The sequence below is a fragment of the Bradyrhizobium sp. SBR1B genome (assembly GCF_014198205.1).
Taxonomy (GTDB): Bacteria; Pseudomonadota; Alphaproteobacteria; order Rhizobiales; family Xanthobacteraceae; genus Bradyrhizobium.
Map to the genome: position 1 here is coordinate 136,371 of NZ_JACIHC010000018.1, position 24,699 is coordinate 161,069.

Annotated in this window: 22 protein-coding genes; 5 read left to right on the forward strand and 17 right to left on the reverse strand. The window is 64.5% G+C overall.

Annotated features, from left to right (window positions below):
• Positions 1-2: 2 nt before the first annotated feature.
• Both GGD61_RS32505 and GGD61_RS32510 read right to left on the reverse strand, forming a co-directional pair.
• A complete protein-coding gene (locus GGD61_RS32505; RefSeq protein ID WP_092252569.1) occupies positions 3-1,442 on the reverse strand; it encodes an FAD-binding oxidoreductase in 1,440 nt (479 codons plus the stop codon).
• A gap of 24 nt (positions 1,443-1,466) precedes the next feature.
• The gene (locus GGD61_RS32510) at positions 1,467-2,387 is read right to left on the reverse strand and encodes a dihydrodipicolinate synthase family protein (RefSeq protein WP_177236923.1); all 921 of its coding nucleotides are present in this window, start codon (positions 2,385-2,387) and stop codon (positions 1,467-1,469) included.
• A 104-nt stretch (positions 2,388-2,491) separates the two neighbouring features.
• On the opposite strand from GGD61_RS32510, the gene GGD61_RS32515 reads away from it, so the two are divergent.
• Positions 2,492-3,343 (forward strand): IclR family transcriptional regulator, encoded by an 852-nt coding sequence (locus tag GGD61_RS32515; protein ID WP_245283258.1) that lies wholly within the window; start codon positions 2,492-2,494, stop codon positions 3,341-3,343.
• 134 nt (positions 3,344-3,477) lie between these two features.
• A complete protein-coding gene (locus tag GGD61_RS32520) occupies positions 3,478-4,209 on the forward strand; it encodes a DUF3750 domain-containing protein (RefSeq protein WP_018319804.1) in 732 nt (243 codons plus the stop codon).
• 41 nt (positions 4,210-4,250) lie between these two features.
• On the opposite strand, the gene rnz is transcribed toward GGD61_RS32520, so the two are convergent.
• Genes rnz through GGD61_RS32540 form a run of 4 tightly spaced genes read right to left on the reverse strand, consistent with a single transcriptional unit; the run spans position 4,251 to position 8,832 of the window.
• Complete coding sequence (gene rnz / locus GGD61_RS32525) at positions 4,251-5,156, reverse strand: ribonuclease Z (RefSeq protein WP_183231877.1); 906 nt, start codon at positions 5,154-5,156, stop codon at positions 4,251-4,253.
• 52 nt (positions 5,157-5,208) lie between these two features.
• A complete protein-coding gene (locus GGD61_RS32530) occupies positions 5,209-6,192 on the reverse strand; it encodes an antibiotic biosynthesis monooxygenase (RefSeq protein ID WP_183231878.1) in 984 nt (327 codons plus the stop codon).
• A 10-nt stretch (positions 6,193-6,202) separates the two neighbouring features.
• Positions 6,203-7,600, reverse strand: coding sequence for a guanine deaminase (gene guaD / locus GGD61_RS32535; RefSeq protein WP_183231879.1), 1,398 nt, complete (start codon positions 7,598-7,600; stop codon positions 6,203-6,205).
• Positions 7,597-8,832 (reverse strand): multidrug effflux MFS transporter, encoded by a 1,236-nt coding sequence (locus GGD61_RS32540; protein WP_183231880.1) that lies wholly within the window; start codon positions 8,830-8,832, stop codon positions 7,597-7,599. The genes guaD and GGD61_RS32540 overlap by 4 nt, the downstream gene beginning before the upstream one ends.
• Positions 8,833-9,352: 520 nt before the next feature.
• On the opposite strand from GGD61_RS32540, the gene GGD61_RS32545 reads away from it, so the two are divergent.
• Positions 9,353-10,834 (forward strand): amidase, encoded by a 1,482-nt coding sequence (locus GGD61_RS32545; RefSeq protein WP_183231881.1) that lies wholly within the window; start codon positions 9,353-9,355, stop codon positions 10,832-10,834.
• Positions 10,835-10,867: 33 nt separating this feature from the next.
• Here the strand turns inward: GGD61_RS32545 and GGD61_RS32550 are convergent, their stop codons facing one another.
• On the reverse strand, positions 10,868-11,473 hold the full coding sequence (locus GGD61_RS32550; RefSeq protein WP_028145193.1) for a TetR/AcrR family transcriptional regulator: 606 nt from the start codon (positions 11,471-11,473) through the stop codon (positions 10,868-10,870).
• 198 nt (positions 11,474-11,671) lie between these two features.
• Here GGD61_RS32550 and GGD61_RS32555 point away from each other — a divergent pair, with 198 nt between their 5' ends.
• Positions 11,672-12,913, forward strand: a complete 1,242-nt coding sequence (locus GGD61_RS32555) for an efflux RND transporter periplasmic adaptor subunit (RefSeq protein ID WP_018319797.1) — start codon at positions 11,672-11,674, stop codon at positions 12,911-12,913.
• A gap of 165 nt (positions 12,914-13,078) precedes the next feature.
• The gene (locus tag GGD61_RS32560) at positions 13,079-16,279 is read left to right on the forward strand and encodes an efflux RND transporter permease subunit (protein WP_183231882.1); all 3,201 of its coding nucleotides are present in this window, start codon (positions 13,079-13,081) and stop codon (positions 16,277-16,279) included.
• On the opposite strand, the gene GGD61_RS32565 is transcribed toward GGD61_RS32560, so the two are convergent.
• The 10 genes from GGD61_RS32565 to GGD61_RS32605 all read right to left on the reverse strand — a co-directional run bounded on the left by GGD61_RS32565 (position 16,276) and on the right by GGD61_RS32605 (position 24,406).
• Positions 16,276-16,998 (reverse strand): sulfite exporter TauE/SafE family protein, encoded by a 723-nt coding sequence (locus GGD61_RS32565; protein WP_183231891.1) that lies wholly within the window; start codon positions 16,996-16,998, stop codon positions 16,276-16,278. The genes GGD61_RS32560 and GGD61_RS32565 overlap by 4 nt on opposite strands.
• 190 nt (positions 16,999-17,188) lie before the next feature.
• The gene (locus GGD61_RS32570; RefSeq protein ID WP_183231883.1) at positions 17,189-17,446 is read right to left on the reverse strand and encodes a hypothetical protein; all 258 of its coding nucleotides are present in this window, start codon (positions 17,444-17,446) and stop codon (positions 17,189-17,191) included.
• 232 nt (positions 17,447-17,678) lie between these two features.
• Positions 17,679-18,797 (reverse strand): helix-turn-helix transcriptional regulator, encoded by a 1,119-nt coding sequence (locus GGD61_RS32575; protein ID WP_183231884.1) that lies wholly within the window; start codon positions 18,795-18,797, stop codon positions 17,679-17,681.
• A 104-nt stretch (positions 18,798-18,901) separates the two neighbouring features.
• Positions 18,902-20,020 carry a helix-turn-helix transcriptional regulator gene (locus GGD61_RS32580; RefSeq protein ID WP_092252540.1) on the reverse strand — a complete coding sequence of 373 codons (1,119 nt, stop codon included), beginning with the start codon at positions 20,018-20,020 and terminating at the stop codon, positions 18,902-18,904.
• A 145-nt stretch (positions 20,021-20,165) separates the two neighbouring features.
• Complete coding sequence (locus tag GGD61_RS41305; RefSeq protein ID WP_283806117.1) at positions 20,166-20,294, reverse strand: hypothetical protein; 129 nt, start codon at positions 20,292-20,294, stop codon at positions 20,166-20,168.
• A gap of 43 nt (positions 20,295-20,337) precedes the next feature.
• Complete coding sequence (locus tag GGD61_RS32585) at positions 20,338-20,586, reverse strand: DUF6894 family protein (RefSeq protein WP_092252538.1); 249 nt, start codon at positions 20,584-20,586, stop codon at positions 20,338-20,340.
• 122 nt (positions 20,587-20,708) lie between these two features.
• Positions 20,709-21,674: an AraC family transcriptional regulator gene (locus GGD61_RS32590; protein WP_177236939.1), complete on the reverse strand. Its 966-nt coding sequence runs from the start codon at positions 21,672-21,674 to the stop codon at positions 20,709-20,711.
• A gap of 237 nt (positions 21,675-21,911) precedes the next feature.
• Positions 21,912-23,063 (reverse strand): LuxR C-terminal-related transcriptional regulator, encoded by a 1,152-nt coding sequence (locus tag GGD61_RS32595; protein WP_092252534.1) that lies wholly within the window; start codon positions 23,061-23,063, stop codon positions 21,912-21,914.
• Between the two features lie 304 nt (positions 23,064-23,367).
• Positions 23,368-23,868 (reverse strand): hypothetical protein, encoded by a 501-nt coding sequence (locus GGD61_RS32600; protein WP_183231885.1) that lies wholly within the window; start codon positions 23,866-23,868, stop codon positions 23,368-23,370.
• Positions 23,869-23,959: 91 nt separating this feature from the next.
• Entirely contained in the window at positions 23,960-24,406 is a 447-nt protein-coding gene (locus GGD61_RS32605; protein ID WP_018319786.1) for a MaoC family dehydratase, read from the reverse strand.
• Between the last annotated feature and the right edge of the window lie 293 nt (positions 24,407-24,699).

Consider the following 24,699-nt stretch of genomic DNA (forward strand, 5'->3'; position numbering starts at 1 on the left):
GGTTATGCCGCTCCCGCACCAAAAATCTTGCCGGGATTCATCAAGCCCTTCGGATCGAGCAATTTCTTGATATCGCGCATCAGCTCGACGTCGAGAGGATCGGCAACACGGGCAAGCCGGCCGCGATTGGTGATGCCGATGCCGTGCTCGGCACTGATCGCACCGCCCTGCGCTGCGGTCTCGTCGTCAACGATCTCGTTGATCTCGGCCACCAGCGCCGCCGTCGCCGCCGGATCCTGGCAACGCGCGCGGTCGATCAGGGCGATGACGTGGATGTTGCCGTCGCCGATGTGGCCATGCATCACGACCCGCGCGTGCGGTACCGCGGCGTTGATCCGGGCCTCGACATTGGTGACGAAGGCGGCCTGGCGCTCCAGCGGAACGACACTGTCGTGCGAGACGACATAGCCGCTACGCTTGTTGCCTTCGGACACGCTGTGCCTGACAGCCCAGATCGCCTTCGCCTGTGCGAGGTTGGAGGCCAGGATCACGTCGTCGGCAAGGCCGGCCTCCATCGCCTCCGCCAGCGCGGTGGCGAGCGGCTCGTCGAGGTCGACGCCGGCGAGCGTGTCGGTCAGTTCGACGATCAGATACCACGGCGTCGTCAGCTCGAAGGGGATCGTGACATGCGGCACGGACTCTGCGATCGCCTCGATCTGCGCGCGCGACATGATCTCGAGGCTGCCGAGCCGGTCGCCGACCGTGCCGCGCAGACGCTGCATGATCTCGAGCGCCTGCTCCACGCCCTGCAATTTCAGCAGCGCCAGCGCCGAGCTGCGCGGCGGCGCGAACAGCTTCAACGCCGCCGCGGTGACGATGCCGAGCGTCCCCTCCGCCCCGATGAACAGCTGCTTGAGCGCGTAACCGGTATTGTCCTTGCGCAGTGCGCGCAGGCCGTTGAAGATTCGCCCGTCGGGCAGCACGACCTCCAGCCCGAGCACGAGATCGCGCGTCGGCCCGTAGCGCAGCACCGCTGTGCCGCCGGCATTGGTCGAGATATTGCCGCCGATCTGGCAGGAGCCTTCGGCACCCAGGCTCAAGGGAAAGTAGCGATCGACCTCGCGCGCCGCATTCTGCACCTCCGCGAGGATGCAGCCGGCCTCGACTGTGATCGTGTTCGCGAGCGGGCTGACGTCGCGCACGGCCCGCATCCGGTCGAGCCGGATCACCACATTGCCGGCCCGATCGTCCGGCGTTGCCGCCCCGCACATGCCGGTGTTGCCGCCCTGCGGCACGATCGCGAGCTGCCGTGCCGCACAGAATTTGACGACGGCGGCGACCTCGGCGGTGGAGCCGGGCTTCACCACCGCAACCGCGCGGCCGTGATAACGCCCGCGCCAGTCCACCACATAAGGCTCCTGGTCGGGTCCGGACGCGATGATTTGCTTGTCGCCGACGATCGCGGCAAGCCCGGAAAGCGCGTCCTGGAAGGAGTCCGACATCGGATCGCCTCGTCGTCGCGCCGGCTACAAAGCGGCTGCGAATGCCGCAGCATTCGCGAGCAGCTCTTTCACCTGCTCGGGCGGCAACGACTCCAGCGGCGGTCGCAGGCGCTGCCATCCTGCGTGGCCAGTGCGCTCTGCCACCAATGTCTTCAGCGAGGCCATCTGCGGGAAGCGCGAGACCAGCTCGCGCGCTTTCACGATGCGCGCCTGCGCCGTCTTGAGCGCCGCGTCGTCGTCGCTATCGCGAAAATGCTTGTAGACATAGGCAAGGTCCCGCGCGACCAGATTGGAGGACGCCGTGATGCAGCCGGCGCCGCCCTTGCGCAGCAGCGGCAGCAGCAACGGATCGGCTCCGACCAGAACCGAAAAGCCGGGGAAGCGCTCGACCATCGCGGTCATGTTCGCGAAGTCACCGGAGGAATCCTTGATACCCACGAACGTTGCCGGATAAGCCGTTCGCAGCCGCTCGATCAGCGCATGCGAGATCGGCTGCGCCGACATCTGCGGGATGTGATAGAGCACGACCTTGAGCCTGGCATCGCCAATGCGCTGCACGATTTCGCTATAGGACGCGTAAACGCCGTCGTCCGTGACACCCTTGTAATAGAACGGCGGCAGCATCACGACGGTGTCGACGCCGACCGAGAGTGCGTGGCGCGTCAGGACAATGGTCTCGCTGAGCGCGGCCACGCCGGTGCCCGGCAGAAGACGTTGCGGCGCGATGCCGGCAGCCACCACCGCCTCGAGCAGCGCCATGCGCTCCGCCGCGGAGAAGGAGTTCGCCTCGCCCGTCGTGCCGAGCAGCGCGATACCGTCGCAGCCCTCATCGAGGAGATAGCGGCAATGCGCGATGAAGCGCGCATGATCGGGAGCGAGCTGGGCGTCGAGCGGGGTCAGCGCGGCGGAAAACACGCCATGAGGGTGCAGCGATGGTGTCGACAAACTTCCTCCGATCGTCAAATCAGTTGTTCGGAATGCGAACATTTGTTATTGGCTTCGACCAGTCGTAAAATCAGCTTGCCGCCGCGTCAAGGGCGGTGGCTGTCATGGCAAGGCATTCGGGCATGGCCAAGGTCGAAAAGAAGGCCACAAAGCGCAAATCGGAATCGCCCCCGAAAAACCCCAAGAATCATGTGGCGTCCGTCGGCAAGGCCTTTGCCGTGCTCAAGAGCTTCAGCAGCGAGGCCTTCGAGCTCACCCTGAGTGAGATTGCCGCACGGGCCGATCTCGATCGCGGAACGGCGTTCCGGTTGATTCAGACCCTGACCGAGATCGGCTATCTCCAGGCCGTGCCGCAGAGCCGCCGGTTCCGCCTCGGCGTTGCCTGCCTCGACCTCGGTTACACCGTGCTATCGCATGGGTCGTTGCGCCCAATGGTCGAGCCGTTGCTGCGCGATCTCGTGCCCGATGTCGGCGATGCGGCTTCGCTCGGCATCCTCGACGGCGGCGACGTGGTCTATCTCGCGCGCGTCGGCGCGGGCCTCGACCGCCACAAGATGGATCGCCGGCCCGGCACGCGCATTCCAGCCTACAGCGCCGCGCTCGGTCACGTCATGCTGGCGCATCTGGCGCGGGACGAGCAGATCGAGCGACTGGAATCGCGCCCTCGCGTCAAACTGTCGGAGCGGACGCTGACCGATCTCGATGCCTTGCTCGCCCGGCTCGATCAGGTGAAGAGAAAAGGCCATGCCGTCTCCGACGGCGAGAACGCCTACGGCCTGCGCACGCTGGCAACGCCGATCTTCGACGCCCAGGGCTCGGTGATCGGGGGATTGAGCATCACGGTCGATGCCATGCGCATGGACATGGCGGCCTTCCGCGACCAGGCGCTGCCGCGGCTGATGGAGCTGACCAGTCAGGTACAGGATCTCGCGATCAAGTCGGGATTGACGAGCTGAGCGATCTCTTCGCGGGCGTGTCCCGTGCGACGTCACAGCTGACGATCTGCATCCGAAGATCATTGTGAAAACGCTTTCGCGACCTATATCGTCAAGGCTTCCTTCCGAAACCCGATTTCCCCTTGCGAAGAGCCGTGCTCATTTTCTTCCTGCTCCTGTTCGTGCCGATCGGCCTATCGGCCGCACGGTACTATTGGCTTGGAGATGGCCGCGGCAATTGGCAGACGGCTGACCGTTCCAGCGCAGGCCTGCTGCCGCCGGCTTCTTCCCATCCCGATGCCCTGATCCGGGTTTATGCGGCCCGAACGGTCCGGTGGCGAAGCATCTTCGCCGTCCACACGTGGATCGTCGTCAAGGAAAAGGATGCGACCAGCTACAGCCGATACGACTACACCGCCTGGGGCGAACCGATCCGGAGCAACGGCTTCGCTCCCGATGGAAGGTGGTTCGGCGCCCTGCCGGAAACCGTCGTCGCGGTAGATGGGTCACGGGCCGAGCTCCTCATTCCCAGGATTCGGACTGTGATCGAGACCTACAAGTTTCGAACCTACGGCGACTACAGCGCCTGGCCGGGACCGAATTCAAACACCTTCGTTCAAGCCGCTCTTGATGCCGTGCCGGAACTTCGCGCGGTTCTGCCACCGACCGCGATCGGCAAGGATTATCCCTATTCCGGGGAATGGATTGGGCTGACCGCCTCGCGCACCGGCTTCTATGCCTCGCTCTTCGGCTATCTCGGCCTGACCCTCGGCTGGGTCGAAGGCCTCGAGATCAACTTCTTCGGCGCCGTGCTCGGCCTCGACATCCGCCGGCCCGCCGTCAAGCTGCCGGGCATCGGCCGCCTCGGTGTTGCCGCCGGTCTGTAGCGCCGGACGAGACCGCGACTGGCGATGTTTCGTAGCGACGGCTAGACCACGATGTGATCGAAGTCGGCGGCGATCCGGGTGTTCGGAAAGATCCTCGCCGCCTCGGCGAGAATCTCTTCGTCCTCATAGCGTCCCGACATATGGGTCAGCACGAGCTGCTTCACATTGCGCGCTGCCGCAAACGACGCCGCTTCTGCCGCGGTGAGATGGCCGTAATCCCGCGCGGTCGAGGCGTCACGATCGAGGAACGTTGCCTCGATCACCAACATGTCGGCGTCGACGACGTGTTGCGCCAGCCCCTCGGTGGTTTCGGTGTCGCCGATCACGACAAGGTTCCTGCCGCCGCTCGGCGGTCCCAGGACATCTTCCGGATCGATCGTTCGATCGCCGTCGATCACGACCGCCCGGCCTGCGGCCAACTCGCCGCGCAAGGGACCGTCGGGAACGTCCAGCGCCGCCAGCAGATTTGGCTGAAGGTGGCGGCGAGCGGGGCTTTGGAAGACGAATCCAAAACTGTCGGTGTCGCGATGGCGGACCGGAAAACAGTCGATGGTGAAGTCGCCGGCGTCAACGAACCGTCCTGCGGCCAACGAGGCGAACTCCACCGGAAGCGGCGCCCTGCCCGCACCCCACAAGCCGGCCAGCATCTGAATGACCGTCTCGAGCGTCGCTGGACCGCCATGAACCATCATCACCTCGGCGCTCTGCCGCAAGCGCAGCGTCGAGAACAGGCCGGGGATGCCGAGCACATGATCGAGATGCGCATGCGTCAGCAGAATGCGGTCGAGCCGTCGAAAACCTGCGCCACTGCGCAGTAACTGGCGCTGCGTGCCCTCGCCGCAATCGACCAGCATGCGATGTCCGGCGGCCTCGATCAGCAGGGCCGGATGGTTGCGCTCCGCGGAAGGAACGCTCGCCGAGGTGCCGAGGAATGTCAGGGCAAACATGGTCGTCGATGTCCAGCGACCGCCCCTCTCCGCGACGGTACGGTGAACGGTCTCACCGTCCCCAATGCCACGCGAGCAACAGCGCGTACAGCCCCATCGACGCGGCGTAGAGTGCGGCAAGAAGTGCGTAGCCCGCGATTTGGCGACTGATCGCCGCCTTCGGCGCGACCCACCAGTCGAGTGCCTTGAAGGCGGCGGGCACCAGCCACCAGCCGAGCAACTGGGTGCTGACGAGATTGCCGACGAACAGCGACAGCCAGATCGGCACGCCATGACTGTCGATCAGCGGTCGGCTGATGAAAGTGCCCCAGAGATAGACCACGGGATAGAGCACCAAGAGGACGATGAGGTTGCTCTTCCAGATCAGGGCCGGGCCCTGCTCCGGCGCCTGGGCTTTGCCGGCGGGAAACCAAAATTTGAAGCCGTAGCTTGCGCGCTTCACGTTCATGCCCGCGTTAAAGCGCTCGCCCTCCTTCAGCAGGGTCTGCCGGACGGGCGAGCCCAGCCATGCATTGAGGTTGGCATCGCTGTCGAACGACAGGATGACGATCCATTCGTCGCGCAAGCCCGGAATCGGCCGCTCGATCTTGTGGCGCAAGAACCCCTTGAACTCGGCCTCGGCAGCCTGGATGCGCTGCTGCCATTTCAGAAACGCGTCCTCCAGGCCATCCGGCACCTTGAAGGAGATGACGGCCGACACCGCGCTGTCGCGCTGGACGCCGGTGTCGGGCAGGATATGAACATCCTCCGAACCGACGAAGAAGCGCTGCACCTCTCCGATCAGCTTCGCCCGCACCTCGCTCTGGAGCCAGGCGCGCGCGGCGGCCGGGCTGGCGAAGCGCAGGATCGTCACCCAGTCGACATGCGCCGGCGGCTGTGGCGGCACCACCTCCTGCCCCAGGAAACCGGGCCAGGCCTTGAGCGCCTCGCCCACCTCGCCGTTCCACCGCGCGAACGCGGCAAAGCCGTCATCAGCGATGCGGCGCTGGATGACGAGGGCGACCGGCTTGCCGGCTGTGTCGGGAGATGTGCTCATCGCGGCGGCTTCAGCTCTTCTTGTAGAGCCGCTTGCCCATCACCCAGGTCTCGTCGACGCAGCGATCGTCGCCGACCATCATCACCGCGAACAGCATGCTCGCGGCCTCGTCCATCGTGCGCGGGCCGGCGCCCTCGGCGATCAGCGATTGGTGCCACGCTTGCGCGATCTGCCCGCCATTCGGATCAAGCGCGACGAAATCAGCTTCCTTGCCGGGCTCGAAATTGCCGAGCTTGTCGTCGATGTAGAGGCCCCCGGCGCCGCCGAGCGTGATCGACCAGAAGCCGCGATAGGGCGAGAGCTTGTTGCGCTCGGCCTCCGCGAGGTCCTTCCGCGTGGGATCGATGCTGCCGTCGAGCAGCGTGTTGTTGCACATGCCGACCTTGTAGGCGTCGTCGAGCACGGAGATCATCGAGAAGCGATTGCCGCCGCCGACATCGGTGCCGAACGACATCTTCACGCGATGCTCCGGATCAGTGGCGCGGCCGAGGCGAAACAGGCCACTGCCGAGGAACAAGTTAGAGCACGGGCAGAACACCACCGCCGCGCCCTTCTTCGACATGCGCCGGAATTCGTTGTTGGAGAGATAGACGCCGTGGCCGCCGGAGAATTTCGGCCCGACCAGGTCGAACTTCTCGTAGACGCCAAGATAGTCCTGGCAGTCCGGGTGCTCGACCAGCACGCCACTGCATTCAGCCGGGTTCTCGGAGATGTGGGTATTGACCCAGCAGTCCGGATGCTCGTGCTTGAGGCGCTGACAGGCTTTGAGCAATTCCGGCGAAGCGCCGAAGGCGAAACGCGGCGTGATGGCGTAGAGGTTGCGGCCCTTGTTGTGATACTCTGCGATCAGCCGCTTGCTGTCGCGATAGAAATTCTCCGGCGTATCGATGAAATCGGCTGGCGCGTTGCGATCGATGCCGGTGAGGCCCGCGATGACGCGCATGTTGCGGCGGGCCGCTTCCTCGAACAGTTCCTCGGTTGAAACTGGCGAGGAGCTCGTGAAGGCCTGGCAGGTGGTAGTGCCGGAGGCCAGCAGCGCGTCGAGGAAACGCTTGACGCCCTCGCGCGCGTAGTTGCGATCCCGGTATTTGAGCTCTTCCGGATAGACCCATTTCTGCAGCCACGGCAACAGCTGCTCGCCATAGGCCCCGAGCACGCGGGTCTGCGGCAGATGGATGTGGCCGTCGATGAAGCCGGGGACGATGATCCGGTCCTTGATACGGGTGATCTCAACGCCCGGATGGCGGGCGGCGATCGTCTCGTAAGGACCGAATGCCTTGATGACGCCGTCCGTGACGATCATGAGGCCGTCGTGATGAAAGCGCGCGGCGGCCTGCTCGTTGCCGACGTGCTTCCATGGATCGTCGACGAAGTCGAAGAACGTGCCGCGAATACCGACCGTGGTCATGATTGGGTCCCTTCCTTAAGACTGTTTGGCTGGCGCACTGACGGCAAGGAGATCGCGAGCAGCGTGCCCGCGATGGCGCAGAGGCCGAGATAGAGCCATCCGATCGGCGCCTGCGTTGCTTCAGGCAACACCGCCGCGATCGCCATGGCGCCGCTCACGGCGAGATAGCAGAGCGCGCTGATGAGGCCGCCGATCAGGCCGTGGTCGCGTTCGAACAGGCCGAGCGCCATGCCGTACATCATCGGACACAGCACGCCGCAGCCGCCGAGCACCAGCGCGCCGCCGATCGTGATCGACGCGAAATCGAGACCGACGGCCATGCCTGTCACGGTCAGCACCGCGGAGCCGGCGAGAAACAGCGCGAAGGCGCCGAAGCCCAGCATGCGGGCCGGCATGAAGCGCGCAAAATGCGCGCAGCCGAGCTCGCCGGCGAGGTTGACCCCGCCAAGGCCGAGCGCGACGAGGCCGTAGATCGCCGCCGAGTAACCGAGGCCGGTCTGGTAGAAGAACGGTGCGACGACGCCGAATGCCAGCTGCGCGCTCGCGGCCGCAGCGAACACCAGCACGAAAGCCAGGAAGCCAGGGCGGACCACCGCCTCGCGCAAGATACCCGCGGTGCGGCGCGGATCGAACGGCGCGCGCCGCTCGGCCGGCAACGTCTTGGGCAGAAGAAACACGACGATCGCATAAACGATGACCGCAGCAATCGCAATGATGACGAAGACACCACGCCATGACGTCAACTCGACGATGAAGCCGCCGGCCGCGGGCGCTAGCACCGGCGCGAGCCCCCAGGCCGCGCCAAGCAGGCCGGAGATCGCCGTGAGCTCACGGCCGCGATAGCAATCGGCCGCAACCGCATAGGCCACGACAAGGCAGGTGCAGCCGCCGATCCCTTGCAGGAAACGCAAGCCGAGCAGCAGCGAGGCGCTGGTGGCGAGCGCGCAGGCGATGCTCATCGCGATCAGCACCGACAGGCCTGCGAGCAGGACGTTGCGGCGGCCCAGCGTGTCGGAGGCGATGCCGACCGGCACCAGCGCCAGACTCATGCCGAGCATGTAGGCGGTGACGGTGTTCTGCATCGAGGCGGGATCGGCGGCGAGATCCACCACCATCTGCGGCAGGCCGGGCGTATAGGCATCGAGCGGAATTTGGCTGAACGGCACGACGCACAGCAGGATCGGCACGATCCCCCGCTTCGCGCAACCGGCGTCCGAAGCAAATGCAATCATGAGCAACGCCCCTTTGATCTCCGCGGGCCCCATCTTTTCGTGCGCGCAATGAGACGCGACGATGCAGGTTGCGGAACTTGACGCGCGGGAGCGTGCCAGAACTGTGTGTAAGAATTCTTAGGAGCGCCCGTATCGAGACGGCCTTTGACGGCTGATGCCCTGGCCCGGGGGACGCCCAAACAAAAAACGCGAAAACAACCCCATGCAAAGTACAAATCATTGAAGAATTTCGCGCCGCACGTCGCCGAGGCCTGCCCGCGCGGACGTTTGACACGTCGGGCAAAGCAGGCGCTGACTCGCCTGATGGCCGATTGGGAATCCCGCCAGCGCGCCGGTCCGTTAACGGGTCGGAAGGCATAGCTGCTTCGAAGCCCAGCTTCCGCATCGGTGCCCCCGGCAAGCAGATCTGATGTCCGTTGCGCCGCCTCCTCATCCCCCTTTCAAAATCGCATGTTCGGTGCCCCGAGCGATCTGCAGCGGGGTAGCGTCGACACCGCGATGAGATACATTGGAGTTCGTGATGACCGCAGATGCTGCTGACTTGACCTACGGCTCGATCAGAGCACTGGCGAGCGCCCTGCACGCGCGCAAGATATCTGCGTTGGAATTGCTCGAGCACACCATCGCGCGCATCGAGGCGTTGGACGGGCGGATCAACGCGATCATCGTGCGCGATTTCGATCGCGCGAGAGCGGCCGCGCGCGCTGCCGATGCCGCGCTTGGCCGCGGCGAGCGGCAGCCATTGCTCGGCATCCCCGTGACCATGAAAGAGCCGTTCAACGTCGCCGGCCTGCCGACGAATTGGGGCTTTCCGCATTTCAGGGACTTCCAGCCGGTGGAGGATGCCCTCGTCGTCTCGCGGTTGAAGGCGGCCGGCGCCATCGTCATCGGCAAGACCAACATCCCGATCGGCCTCAGGGATTTCCAGAGCTACAATGAGATCTATGGGACGACCAACAACCCGTGGGACCTCGGCCGGTCGCCCGGCGGCTCCTCGGGCGGATCGGGCGCGGCACTGGCTGCTGGCTTCGGTCCACTCTCGATCGGCTCGGATATCGGCGGCTCGATCCGGGTCCCCTCGCATTTCTGCGGCGTGTTCGGCCACAAGCCAAGCCTCGGCCTGGTCCCGCTGCGCGGATATGGCCTGCCGCCGGCACCGCCCGTCCCCGGCCAGGGCGATCTCGCGGTCGTTGGGCCGATGGCGCGCACAGCCTCGGACCTCGCGCTGGCGCTCGACGTGATTGCCGGCCCGGACGAGACGCGCGACGGGATCGGCTATCGGCTTGCGCTGCCCGCCCCGCGCCATGATCATCTCGGGGATTTCAGGATCCTCGTGGTCGACACGCACCCGTTGATGCCGACGGGCGAGGCCGTGCGTTCAGCCATTGGACGATTGGCCGAGCGGCTCGGCAGTTCGGGCGCGCAGGTGGGACGCTCGAGCACGCTGCTGCCCGATCTCGCCGAGTCTGCGCGGCTCTACATGAAGCTGCTCAACGCCGCGCGAAGCCCGCGCCTGACAGCGATCGCCCTCGCCGAGGCGCAAGAAGCTGCCGCCGCACTCTCCCCCGACGACCGCAGCCTGCAGGCCGAGCGCGCCCGCGGCTGGGGCATGATCCATCGCGAATGGCTCGCGACCGATGCGGCGCGCTTGCAGCTGCAACGACGGTGGCAGCAGCTATTCCGTGAGTTCGACGCCGTGATCTACCCGGCCGCCGCCGTGCCGGCCTTTCCGCATGACCATTCCGAACCGTTCGACGCACGGCAGCTCGACATCGATGGCAAGCTCTACAACTACTCCGATGCGTGCTTCATCTGGGCCGACCCCGCGTCGACCTGCGGTTTGCCGGCAACCGCCGTTCCGATCGAGCGCACAGCGACGGGTCTCCCGGTCGGCGTCCAGATCATCGGGCCCTATCTGGAGGATCGTACGACGATTGCGCTGGCCGACCTGATCGAACGCGAGTTCGGCGGCTTCGTGCCGCCGCCGGCGCTGTCTGCATAAGCTGCGGGATGACGCGGGCGGCGCTTACGGCCATCACGTTCGGTCGGCCGACTGCGCCTCGACCGCCTGCACGGCGACGCTCGCCACCTGCCGCAGCGCTTCGCGATCTGCGCCCGAGGATGCCATCACGCCCATGCCGACCGCGACGGCCGAGACGTAGCGCGCGAGCGCGGCGGGATCGGCGCTCTCCTTGAGATCGCCATCGGCCTTGGCACGGACAAAACGGTCCCGGAGTTGGTCCTCGTTCTGGGCGCGGCGGGCGGCGAGCTCGAACGGGACGTTTTCGGAGCCGGTGCCGCAGGCGATGCCGCCCTGCACGAGCAGGCAGCCGGGCGGATTGGCGGGATCGGTCTGCTTCTCGGCGATGCCCATCAGCATCCGTTCGGCGACGTCGCGGGCGGTGGACGCGGCCACCACCTCGTCCATCCAGACGCCGCGCAGCTTGGTGTAGCGATCGAGCGCAGCCTTCAGCAGACCTTCCTTGTTGCCGAAACAGGCATAGAGGCTGGGCGGATTGATGCCCATGGCCTCGGTCAGCTGCGCGATCGTGGCGCCCTCATAGCCATGGCGCCAAAACACTTCCATCGCCTGGTCCAACGCCGTTTCGGCGTTGAATTCGCGGGGGCGTCCCATGCGCATGTGCCTGTCTCCTCGGAATCGGCGGCCTGTATCAACTTAACGCCGGTCCTATCTATTTGTTCTGGCTTTCTTTTTCTTGTGTCTTCCAATCGTCGCGGTATCGGCGTACATTTTTCTTAGTGAATGGTACATAAGTATCTTGCACTGCGACATCCAGCTCCACATCTGTAGTGAACACTACATATCTGGAGCGCGCAAATGCCCCCCTCCCAAAATACCTCCCGCGCCGGCCGCCTTGGCCGCCTTCTTGGCGGCGTCGCCATCGTGGGCGCCCTCGCCGTAGCCGGTACGATCGCGACCGGCCACTATCTTCGTTCCGCCCAGGCAACCGCAACCGCCGCCGCGGCTGAACAGGCGGTGCCCGTCACCGTCGCCATGATCGAGCCGCGGCAGACGGCGCTGTGGGACGACTTCTCCGGCCGGTTGGAAGCCATCAACCGTGTCGAGCTCCGCCCGCGCGTTGCCGGTGCGATCCTTTCCACCAACTTCACCGAAGGCGCGCTGGTTAAGGCTGGCGACGTGCTGTTCAAGATCGATCCGGCGCCTTACGCCGCCGAGGTCGACAAGGCCAACGCCCAACTCGAGGCCGCAAAGGCGCGCGTGGTGTTCACCACCAGCGAGGTCGAACGCGGCGCGCAGCTGGTCGGCAACGCCGTCGTGACACGCCGCGATTTCGACCAGCGCGAGAACGCCAACCGCGAAGCGATCGCCAGCGTGAAGGCGGCCGAGGCAACGCTCCAGACCGCAAAGCTCAATCTCGACTACACCGAGGTGCGCGCGCCCGTGGACGGTCGCGTCGGCAAGATCGAGATCACCGTCGGCAATCTCGTCGCTGCGGGCACCGCCTCCCCGGTACTGACCTCGCTGGTCTCGGTCAATCCGATCTATGCGTCATTCGATGCGGACGAAGAGGTCGTGCTGCGTGCGCTGAACTCGATCGCGGACGCCAAGGGCGGACGCGGCAAGCTCGACCAGATCCCGGTTGAGATGGCGACCTCCGGCGGCCTCTCGGCAAAAGGCCACATCCAGCTCATCGACAACCAGGTCAACGGCCAGAGCGGCACCATCCGGGTGCGCGCGGTATTCCGGAACGAGGACGGGCGTCTGATCCCCGGCCAGTTCGCCCGCGTGCGCATGGGCCAGCCGAAGCAGCAGACGCTGGTCATGATCGATGAGCGCGCGATCGGCACCGATCAGGACAAGAAGTTCGTGATGGCGGTCGGCGACGACAGCCGCGCGGTCTACCGTCCGATCACGCTCGGCAGCGCCGTCGACGGGCTTCGCATCGTCACCTCGGGCCTGAAGTCCGGCGATCGTATCGTCGTCAACGGCTTGCAGCGCGTGCGTCCCGGCGCCCTCCTCAAGACGGAGGTCGCAGCGATGGGCGCGCGTGGGCAGCAGGCTTCGAACCACAGCAACCAGGACGTCGTGCAACGCTAGTGTTCTCTGTCATTCCGGGGCGCGCGTAGCGCGAACCCGGAATCCAGCAGTTTGGAAACTCCGATCCATCTCACCTCCGAATTCCGGGTTCGCGCGCTGAGCGCGCGCCCCGGAATGACGGGGTGAGTTGGCGGAGACACGCAGGATACTGCCCAGGGCAAAGCCATGAATCTCTCAAAGTTCTTCATCGATCGTCCGATTTTTGCCGGCGTGCTGTCGGTCCTGATTTTCCTTGCCGGCCTGATCTCGCTGTTCGCGATGCCGATCTCGGAATATCCGGACGTGGTGCCGCCATCGGTCCTGGTGCGCGCCACCTATCCCGGCGCCAATCCCAAGGTGATCGCGGAGACGGTAGCGACCCCGATCGAGGAGCAGATCAACGGCGTCGAGAACATGCTCTACATGTCGAGCCAGGCGACCACCGACGGCGCGATGACGCTGACGGTGACGTTCCGGCTCGGCACCGACCCCGACAAGGCGACGCAGCTGGTGCAGAACCGCGTGCAGCAAGCCGAGCCGCGCCTGCCGGCCGTGGTGCGCCAGCTCGGCATCGTCACCAAGAAGTCCTCGCCCGACCTCACCATGGTCGTGCATCTCTTGTCGCCGAACGGCCGCTACGACATGACGTATTTGCGCAACTACGCGGTGCTCAACGTCAAGGACCGGCTCGCGCGGATCGACGGTGTCGGCGACGTCCAGCTCTACGGCGCCGGCGACTATTCGATGCGGGTCTGGGTTGATCCGCAGAAGGCGGCCGAGCACGGCCTGACTGCGAGCGACATCGTCAAATCGATCCAGGCGCAGAACGTCGAGGCCGCCGCCGGAGTCGTCGGCTCCTCCCCGAACGTGCAGGGCATCGACCTGCAACTGTCCGTCAATGCGGAAGGCCGGCTGTCCAGCGAAGAGCAGTTCGGCGACATCGTGGTCAAGACCGGCACGCGCGGCGAGGTCGTGCGGTTGCGCGACGTCGCGCGGATCGAGCTCGGCGCCTCGCAATATGGCCTGCGCTCGCTGCTCGACAACAAGCAGGCGGTCGCGATTCCGATCTTCCAGGCGCCGGGCTCCAATGCGCTGCAGATTTCCGACAACGTCCGCGCCACCATGGCCGAGATCAAGAAGAACATGCCGGAAGGCGTGTCCTACCAGATCGTCTACGACCCCACCCAGTTCGTACGCTCCTCGATCGAGGCCGTCATCCACACGCTACTCGAAGCGATCGCGCTGGTGGTGCTGGTGGTGATCCTGTTCCTCCAGACCTGGCGGGCCTCGATCATCCCGCTGCTGGCCGTGCCGGTGTCGATCGTCGGCACGTTCGCGGTGATGCACGTGTTCGGCTTCTCCATCAACGCGCTCAGCCTGTTCGGTCTCGTGCTCGCGATCGGCATCGTCGTCGACGACGCCATCGTCGTGGTCGAGAATGTCGAGCGCAACATCGAGGCCGGGCTGTCGCCGCGCGACGCCACCTATCAGGCCATGCGCGAGGTGTCGGGTCCGATCATCGCCATCGCCATGGTGCTGATCGCGGTGTTCGTGCCGCTGGCCTTCATCTCCGGCCTCACCGGGCAGTTCTACAAGCAGTTCGCACTGACGATCGCGATCTCGACCGTGATCTCGGCGGTCAACTCGCTGACGCTGTCGCCGGCGCTGTCGGCGCTGCTGCTCAAGGGACACAACGAGCCGAAGGACCGGCTGACGCTCGTCATGGAAAAGAGCCTTGGCTGGTTCTTCCGCGGCTTCAACAAGGCCTTCACGCGCTCCTCGGACAATTACAGCGGCACCGTCACCAAGGTGATCTCGGGCAAGGCCGCGGTGATGGGGCTCTACGTGGTCCTGGTCGGCCTCACCGCCCTCTTGTTCCAGCAGGTGCCGAGCGGCTTCGTGCCGGGCCAGGACAAGCAATATCTGGTCGGCTTTGCGCGCCTGCCCGATGGCGCAACGCTCGACCGCACCGAAGAGGTCATCCGCAAGATGAGCGACGTCGCGCTGACCCAGCCTGGCGTCGAGAGCTCCGTGGCCTTCCCCGGCCTGTCGATCTCCGGATTCACCAACTCGTCCAATGCCGGCATCGTGTTCTCGACGCTGAAGCCATTCGACGAGCGCAAGGGCCCGGCCCTGAGCGGGAATGCCATCGCGGCCGACCTGAACAAGAAATATGCCGGCATCCAGGAGGCCTTCATCGCCATGTTCCCGCCGCCGCCGGTCAACGGCCTCGGCACCATCGGCGGCTTCAAGCTCCAGATCGAGGACCGTGCCGGCCTCGGCTATGAGGCGCTGAACGAAGCGACGAAAGCGTTCATGGCGGCGATGCAGAAGGCGCCGGAGATCGCCGGCGTGTTCTCGAGCTTCCAGGTCAACGTGCCCCAGCTCTTCGCCGACATCGACCGCACCAAGGCGCTGCAGCTTGGCGTGCCGGTGACTGAGGTGTTCAACACGCTGCAGATTTATCTGGGGTCCTACTACGTCAACGACTTCAACAAGTTCGGCCGCACCTATTCGGTCTATGTGCAGGCCGACGCGCCGTTCCGTGCACGCGCCGATGACATCAGGCAGTTGAAGGTGCGCTCGTCCTCGGGCGACATGGTGCCGTTGTCGGCGCTGCTCAATATCCGCCAGAGCGCGGGACCGGAGCGCGCAATCCGCTACAACGGATTCCTGTCGTCCGACATCAACGCCGCCGCCGCGCCCGGCTTCTCGTCGGGCCAGGCGCAGGAGGCAGCAACCCGGATCGCGGCGGAGACGTTGCCACCCGGCTTTGCCTTCGAGTGGACCGACCTGACCTATCAGGAGTTCATCGCGGGCAATTCCGGTCTCTGGGTGTTTCCGCTGGCGATCCTGCTGGTGTTCCTGGTGCTGGCCGCGCTCTACGAGAGCCTGACCCTGCCGCTTTCGATCATCATGATCGTGCCGATGGGCCTGCTTGCCGCCATGTTCGGCGTCTGGATCTCCAAGGGCGACAACAACGTCTTCACCCAGATCGGCCTGATCGTTCTCGTGGGACTCTCGGCCAAGAACGCGATCCTGATCGTCGAGTTCGCGCGTGAGCTCGAATTCGCCGGGCGCACGCCGATCCGCGCCGCGATCGAGGCGAGCCGCTTAAGGCTTCGCCCGATCCTGATGACGTCGATGGCCTTCATCATGGGCGTACTGCCGCTGGTGCTGTCGACCGGCGCGGGCTCGGAGATGCGGCGAGCCATGGGCGTGGCCGTGTTCTCCGGCATGATCGGCGTCACCGTTTTCGGCCTGTTCCTGACGCCGGTGTTCTATGTGCTGCTGCGGACCGTGACCGGTAACAAGCCGCTGGTGCATCACGGCAGCGACATCAGCGCGGCGCCGGTCCAAGGACTTCACGAAGTCCAAGGACACTAAATCAGGGATATCCCCGACACGAGCAACAGAACGAGCACGGTCTTGCGAAAGACCGTCTCGTTGACCCGGTGGAAAGCGATCACGCCGAGCGCCGAGCCGGCGAACAACGCCGGCAGGCTGACGGCAAGGTCGACGAAGACCTTTGACGACAGGTCCTGATGCCCGACCAACAGTGCGATGGCAAACAGCTGCATTGCCGCGATGAAGGGCTGCACCAGGCCGCGCTGCTCGCTCTTGGGCATGCCGCGCATGTCGCACCAGATCGTCGGGATCGCGCCCGGCATCGCGGTGAGTCCGCCGACGAGCCCTCCTCCGAATCCGATCAGCGCCACCCAGTGCCGGCCGACCGCCTCGCCTGCCGTCACCAGCGTCGGCCGCAGCAGCATATAGGCCGCATAGAGCGCGACGATGATGCCGAAGCCGCGCCTGAGCAGATGCGTATCCGCGCTCTGCAACAGCGACACCGCGATGGGCACACCGATCAATCCGCCGACGATCAGCAGCAGACTGCCTTCCCAGCGGATGCTGCGCCGGAGCGCCCACAGATTGGTCGCCTGCACGCCGATGCTGCACGCCATCATCAACGGCACGGCTTCGAGCGGCTGAAATACCCGCAGCAGGATCGCGCCCGCGACGGCCGAAAACGCGAAACCCGAGAGTCCTGATACGAAGGCGCCGGCGAATACGGCAACGCTAAGCAGAATCAGAGTCGACGTCAGGCACGGACCGTCCTCCGGTCAATCATAGGGGATCTGCGGAACGACAGCATCCGGGCTCTCGGTGCATGCGGCCGCCTCGCTCGAAAACGACATTTGCATCGCATGAGCGTGGGATCGTTCCAGAAGCGCCAGCCCGACCAGTTGAAGAGCGACGAGCGCCGCGGTCAGCGCGATCGCGACGATGTTGAAATTAAGCGCGCTCGTAGGCGGGCTCGCCGGCGGCGTGCTCGCGCGCATCAGATCCGTGGGCATTTCCTGAAACATCCTCTTGCTTGCTGACCGGAATGATTTCGTTCAAAGGCAATGCTTCGCCGGGCTGGGCCAGCAAGTGGTGATAGCGTTGCAATGCGCGCTGCGCGTCGATCTTGCGCTGCTCACGGAAAACGGCGCCGACGCGAGCGACGATGTCGCGGAACCTGTCGGCCATCGCAAGTGACGTCTTTCGCATGACGACTTCCTCTCAACCTGTGCGCGAGAATGGTGAGATTCACCCCAGCCTGCTGTGAGTTGCTTCACAAAGAAGTCTGATACGTCGAACAAGAAATCGTGTGACGCGTCTGTAGAAGGAAACGCAAAAAAACGCGTCATTCGATCGAATGACGCGCGATAACTTTCTAATGATGTCTCTGTTTGAACCTATCCGCGTGCTGCCGCGAAGAGCGACGCGAGGCGCGTGCGCGTCAGTGCAGAAGCGGATTGGAAAATCCCGCCGCAAGCTTGACCAGATCGGCCTGACGGGACACGCCGGTCTTGGCAAATACACGGTGCAGATGCGTCCTCACCGTGGTCTCGGCGATCCCGAGGGCGGCCGCGGTCTCCGGCACACCGCCGACCTCGACGATCGATTGCAGAACCCTCAGTTCCGCGGGCGTCAGTTCGAACGTGCGGTCGATCAGGCCGGCACATGAGCGGCTGTCGAGTTCCGCCTTCCAGACCAGCAAGGCTCCGACGGCCAAGGTGCGCTCGGTCGCACCATCGCGGAGCAGCGAGGGCAGTGCAATCACGTGCACGACGTAGTGCGAACCGTCGTGCGACGTCAGAGGGATCTTTCGACCTTCGGCCGCAGCCAGAGCCACCTCTCCCGGATCGCGGAAGATATTGCGAAGGGCCAGATTGGCCTCGGAGGATCTCGTCACCAGCCGGCCCGAGATGGAGCGCAGGACATCGTCTGCGGCCAGGATCGTCTCGGCCGCCGGATTGCTGTGGACGATCCGACAGGCTGCATCGAGCAGGATGACGCCGGCATTCAGGCGATCCACGACGTCGGCCAGTGCGGTCGCGCGTTGCTGCTTCCGCTCGATCGCGCGGTTGATCATCAGCGCCCGGCTCGCATGCGGGACCAGGAACTGCATTCGCGCGCGCTGCTCGGCATCGAGCATCTCCCTGCCCGGGATGACGGTCAGCAACATCGGGCACGGCGACTTCGATTGCTCCAGCACCACGTTGGCGACGTCGACGCAGCCCTGGGGCTGCAGCCATTCCTGGTAGAATCGCCCCCGGCGGTACTCGTCGAAATTCACGAGGTCCGGGATGTTGCGCACCTCGCCATACCCAGGAAGCCGGGCGAGTGGATCGTACCGGGAGTAGGTTTCTGAATAGAGCTGGATGTAGTGCGGATCGACCCCGCAATAATAATGGGTCGCCCCGGACTTGCTGACCGTATCCTTCGAAATCAGGCCGCAGGCCTGACTGCCGATGAAGGCATTGAGCATGACGACGACCTCGGTCCACAACTCAGGGTGGAGCCCGGCATCATAGATGCTCTCGATCAGGTCGGAATGTCTTGGAAGTCGGGGCATCGGAAGAGCCAATGGTCAAATTCGAAGATTTGCGGATTTCTTCGTGCCCGGCGGCTCCTGTGAGTCTGTCGCGGGAGAAAAAGGTTCAACGCCGACGGCGAGCTTCAGTGGACGAGCGGATTGGCAAAACCCGCGGCGAGCTTGACGAGATCGACCTGCCGGGACACGCCGGTCTTGGCAAAGACGCGATGCAGATGCGTTTTAGCAGTCGTCTCTGCGATACCGAGCGCTGCCGCCGTCTCGGGGATGCCGCCGACGTCGACGATCGACAGGAACACGCGAAGCTCCGCCGGCGTCAGCTCGAAAGTCCGCGCGATCAATTCGCCACAGGACTGTCCGCCGAGCGATACCTTGCGCACAAGCAGCGCACCGGCGGCGTCGGCCACGCGCTCGCTGCCGTTGCGCAGCAGGGACGACAACGGCAGCATGTGAGCGACGTAACGCTCGCCGGTGGCGGACAACAGTGGAATCGCATGGCCGCCTGCGGCACGCACTGCACCGTCGCGATGGTCCGCAAACGCCTTGCGCAGGATCTGATTGGCTTCAGCGCTGCCGGTCACGAGTTGCCCGGCAACGGACCGGACCATATCATCGGCCGCGAGCAGGACCTGACCGGCCGAATTCGCATGCACCAGGCGGCAGAAGCCATCGAGCAGGAAGATCCCGACCGTCAAACTGTCGAGCACGTCAGCCAGTGCCGTCGCCAGCGTCAGTTGCGCGGTCATGGCGCGGTTGATCAGCAGCGCGCGGCTGGCGTGCGGCACCAGCAGCGAGAGGCGCTGCTTCATGCCCCGATCGACCATGCGGCGGCCCGACAGCACGGTCATCATCACCGGGCAGCTCGCATTCGATATCTCGAGCACGACATTGGCCGCATCGCTGCACCCCTGCGGCTGCATCCATTCCTGATAGAAGCGGCCGCGCCGGTACTCTTCGAAATTGACGAGATCCGGAATGCTCACAATCTTGCCGTGTGGCGGCAGAACAGTCAGCGGATCGAACTTCGAATGGGTCTCGGCATAGAGCTGGATGTAGTGCGGGTCCGCTCCGCAATAGTAATGCGTGACACCGGATTTGCTGATCGAATCCTTCGAGAACAGCCCGCAGGCCTGGCCCCCGACGAAATCCCGGATGCCGGCCACCGCGTTATTCCACAGCGAGGGATCGAGCCCGGCATCGTAGATGGACTCGACGAGATCTGGCAGCTTTTGCGATCCGTGCATGGCTCAAAATGGCACTGAATGATCAATGCCGGCGAACCTAACACAACCGTAGCATGCGACATCCTCCGATCGGAGGAGGCGCCGGCCGGGCGGATGGAGCCCGGCCGGCGGGCATCGCGTTCGAGCCGCCAGGGCTGATGCCGGCTCAGAACGCGACGCGAACGCCACCCTTGGCCGTGCCGGTGCGGCTCTGGTCGGACATCATCATGCCCTCGACCGCGCCGAACACGGACAAATTGGCCCCGGTGCGGTAGTCGAAGCCGAGGCCGGCCACCGCGGCGTCGAACTGGTGCAGAGTTGCTGCACCGAAGCGGCGCTCACGCCTGGTCCCAGCCCCGCTTCTCCGCGCATTCCGACCAGACCGGGGCGCGATAGATTTCGCGGCCGCTGTTGTCCCTGACGCGGATCCAGGCGTCGCGGTCACGCAGATCATCACGCCAGACGAACAGATGGTTTGCCATCTCGTTGGCCACCACGAATGTCGCTTCCGCACATTCGAACACCATGCCGCCCGGGTCGATCTTCACGATGTTGCCGACCAGGAGGTCGAAAAAGAAACGGCGCATTCAATACTCCGGCTGCGGATGCCGCACGCAACGCTTGGGTCATGGCTTCGCAATCAAGGATCACGTCGGACCCCTGTCTGCTGGCTGAAATCGGCAGTTGGCTGCAATTCAGTCGCGCGCGGTCACGACATTTCGCCGCTCCTGATGTCGCTCGGCGTCGCGTTATAGGTCCGCCGGAAACAGCGGTTGAAATAAGAGAGATCGCCGAAGCCGACGTCGTAGGCGATCGAACTCACCGTTCGCTCGGCGTATCCGGGCTCCCGCAGCATGCGATGCGCGCGCTTGACGCGTTGTTCGATCAGGAATGAGGAGAACGTCTTGCCGTCGGCCTCGAACAGGCGCTGCAGATAGCGCGGCGTCACGCCGAGTTCCTGGGCGACCGAGGCCACCGACAGATCCTGCCGCCAGCAATTGTTGGCGATGGAGACTTTCGCCTTCTGGAGCCGCGCCGCCTTGACGCCACGCCGTCCGGCCAGCTCCCGCGCTTCACCGGTGGCACCGAGGACGAGCGCCAGTAGATCGTGCAGATGCCCGACCCCGAGCTGCCGCAGCAAAGGCGTCACGAACGCCTTCTCCCGTACCAGCGTCACCGCATAGTCGACCAGCAGCCTCAGTCCGGCGGAGCTTTCCGGCATGACGCGCATCACGGCATCGTCGACGTCCACGATCATCGGCGCCAGCACGCGCCTCGGCACGCGCAGCGAGAAGCAGCTTCCCAGCGACAGCCGCTCGAACGTCGTGACGTCCTCCGCGCTCGTCAACACCGCCTCCCCTGCATGAAGCCTCAGATCGTGCCCCCGCTCGGATATGCCGAGAACGCCGGACCTGTTCACGATCAGCGCGAGGCTGTCGTCGCCATCGGCCACCAGTTGCTTGGTGCGAATGACCCGCGCGCCGCACAGGCCCCCGATCAACAACTGGGCTTCCGGCAAGACATGAGAGGTGAAGCTCGCCGCGGCCGGCTTTCCATCCCTTGCCTCGACCTCCGCCTTCAGCACCCCGCGGCAGTAGAAATCGCGGAGCAACGGGATGCGCTCGTTTTCGGGAATTTCGTTCGTTGAAACATTGAGAACGGAAAAATCAACCATGCTGCTCACTGCAATCTCTCCAGCCGACGAGCAGACCGGCCACACGCTGTCGTTTCCTCAGACGCGCGTTCGGTGCCGTTGTGGCAAGCTTCGCGGCGCTCGCTGCTCTTCAATTATCCGAAGCGCGATATACGAAAGTCCTGAATGACTCGCGTCCTGCATTCGGATGACCCGCGAGCGCCGATCATCACAATGGATTGAGAACGCGGCACGTAACATCGAGGCATGTGAAATGAATCACGCGGCGCCGTCATCGCCGCTCGTTCGCCGCGCGAACGGCACGGCAAAGCCGGCGGCGATCTTCACCAGATCAGCCTGCCTGCCGGCGCCCGTCTTCTCGAACAGGCGACCGAGATGCGTCTTCACCGTCGTCTCGGCGATGCCGAGTTTTGCGGCGATGTTGGGGACACCGCCGATCTCGATGATCGCCATCAGCACGCGCAATTCGGACGGCGTCAGCCTGAAGGCTGCGGCGATCGCGTCGGCTGCGAGCAGCGGCAGCATGGAAGCTCTTTGAACGAAGAGCATCGTGGCTGCAACGTCCCTTGGCAGGCTGCGATCCCGCTTCAGTGGAAAAGCATGGAGCAGATAATGCTGCCCATCGGCCGACGTCGCAAGTTCGATCTGACGACGAGCCGCGGAATGTGTGCCTTCATCGAATTCGCACAGGCCGCGGAATATTTTGTCGGTTCGGGTGTTGCGGGCCACGATCCGGTCGCCGACGATCGCAAGCAGATTGGCATCGGCGAACAACTGACGGCATGCCGCATTGGCATGGACGACGCGGCCGTCCGCGTCGAGCAGGCAGATCGCGGTGTTCAATCCGTCGAGGACGTCGGCAAGGTCGTCCACCGTATGCGAGCGTGCCCTGATCTGACGGCCCATGATCTGCGACCGATGGATGTGCGGAGCGAGCAGCCGCATGCGCTCGCGCATCGCCTCGTCGACGGTTCCGCGGGAGCGATGGCGCAACACCTGCAGGATCGTGGTGCGCGCGGCCGTTTTCTCGAGCGCGACGGTCGCAAGGTCTATCGCCCCTTGCGGCTCCACCCACTCGCGGTGGAAGCTCGTCTCGAGGAAGTCCGCATGGGGCATGATGTCGGTCACGCCGATCGTCTGTTCGGGCGCGAGGGTGAGATGACGGTCGAGCAGAGGATCGAGCTCCACATACCGGTCGCGATAAAGCTGACGGAAGCGGGCGTCGGTTCCAAAATGCTGGTGAATCTCGATCGAAAGCCGCGCTGAGTCCCTGGACAGGATCATCGCGGCGCAACCACCGACGAACTGCGAAACCTGCTCCAACGCGCCGCTGCGCAAGGCGGGGTCAACCGCCGCGTCGTAGATCTCGCCGATCAGAGACGAGAACCGATTTGCCTGATGGGTCGTCATCGGACGGACGACGCCATCAGCGTGCGGCCCGTCCGGGACGGAGAGCTCGCGATCCGGGAACTGACGGAGAAGACGGGCCGGTCAATTGCCGCCTTCGACGAGGAAAAAACGTTGCAGCCAGATGCTGGAATATCGAACATCGTCCTTGCGTAACGTCAACCGCAGGGTGCGGCTTGGACTGTTTCGCCAAAGACTAGGATAAATGCGAACAGCGCGCGGACTGTGTGCGATGAGTCACGCGCCGGTTCGTTGCCACCTACTTCGTTGCCGACGTCCTGCCGCTTTCACGGCCGGCAGCGGCAACTTATTTCCGGTTCTCCTCGCAGAACTTCAACGCCGCCAGCGCTTCGCCGGCACGCGGTACCTGCATCTCGATACTGTCGTCGTCATCGTCCTCGAAATCGAGCGTCAGGCGCCTCGCCTTCGACAGGCGGTCCATCATCGACTGGTCGTACTCGAAGATGCCGCGCACGGTGGTCTTGTCCATGACCTCCCACTTCGCCTTCTTCATGATGTCCGCATCATCAGTGCCCACATCGGCCCGAAGGATCTCGCCGACATTCTCCCATTCCCAGCCATCGTAGATCATCACGATCACGATCGCCTTCTCGGAATAGGTGATCACGATGACGTAGTCGCGGTTCTCGTCATCCTTGTCCTTGTAGCCGCGGCTTGCATTGCAATGCGTGTCCTGCGTGCGCTTTTCGATGGTCCAGTCGCCGACCCTGGATTGTTGCGCATGCGCCGGCCCGGCGCTTAAGGCGCCCGTCGCGATCAGCAAAGCGGCAAGAAGGAATCGTTTCATGTCAGCCTCCAGCGCGTTCCCCGGGCCGAGATGACCACCTCCGCGGGAGGGCCGCAAGGGCTTACCCGGGACAGAACGGCGGCGCCTGTGCCTATCCTCGTCGCGGCACGATCGCGATGGGGGTGAAGGTGTAAACCTCCTCGCCGCTCTGGTTGAACATGGTCCATTTCACCAGCGCGATACCCTGCGGCTTCGACTTCGAGGGCGTCAGGCTCATGACCTCCCCGACCAGATGCAGGCGATCATTGGGCCGCACCGGCATCGTCCAGCGCAGGCCGTCGACGCCGGCGCCGATCAGCGGGTGCGGGCCGAATGGGCGGGTCTGGATCGCGAGGTTCATGGCAATCGCCGCGGTGTGCCATCCCGATGCAGCAAGGCCCTTGAACAGGGTCGCCTTGGCCGCCTCGTGGTCGAGATGCATGGGCTGGGGATCGAACTCGGCCGCGAAGCGCTTGATGTCGGCTTCGGTGACCACGACCTCGGGCGACCTAAACCGCATTCCGATCGCCAGATCATCGAACCATTCGACCTGCGCCATGATTTTGCCTCGCAATGTCTTGCGCCGCCTTCGAAGAGGCGGCCAAAGGGCTCCAGCAATAGCGGGACCGCAGCGCACAAAACCAGCCCCGAGGTTCCCCGCGAAACCCCTTTCCCGAGGCGACGAAACACCGCTGAAACAGATCGCCGCTTAAGTCGTTGTCAAAATAAATACAGGGACGGCTACCATGCAATTCCTTCTCGACCTGATCTACGACTATTCCTGCTGCCGCAACCTCGTTGCCCATTCACTACGGGAGGACGAGCTATGATCGAGCTGATCTCGGGCCTGCT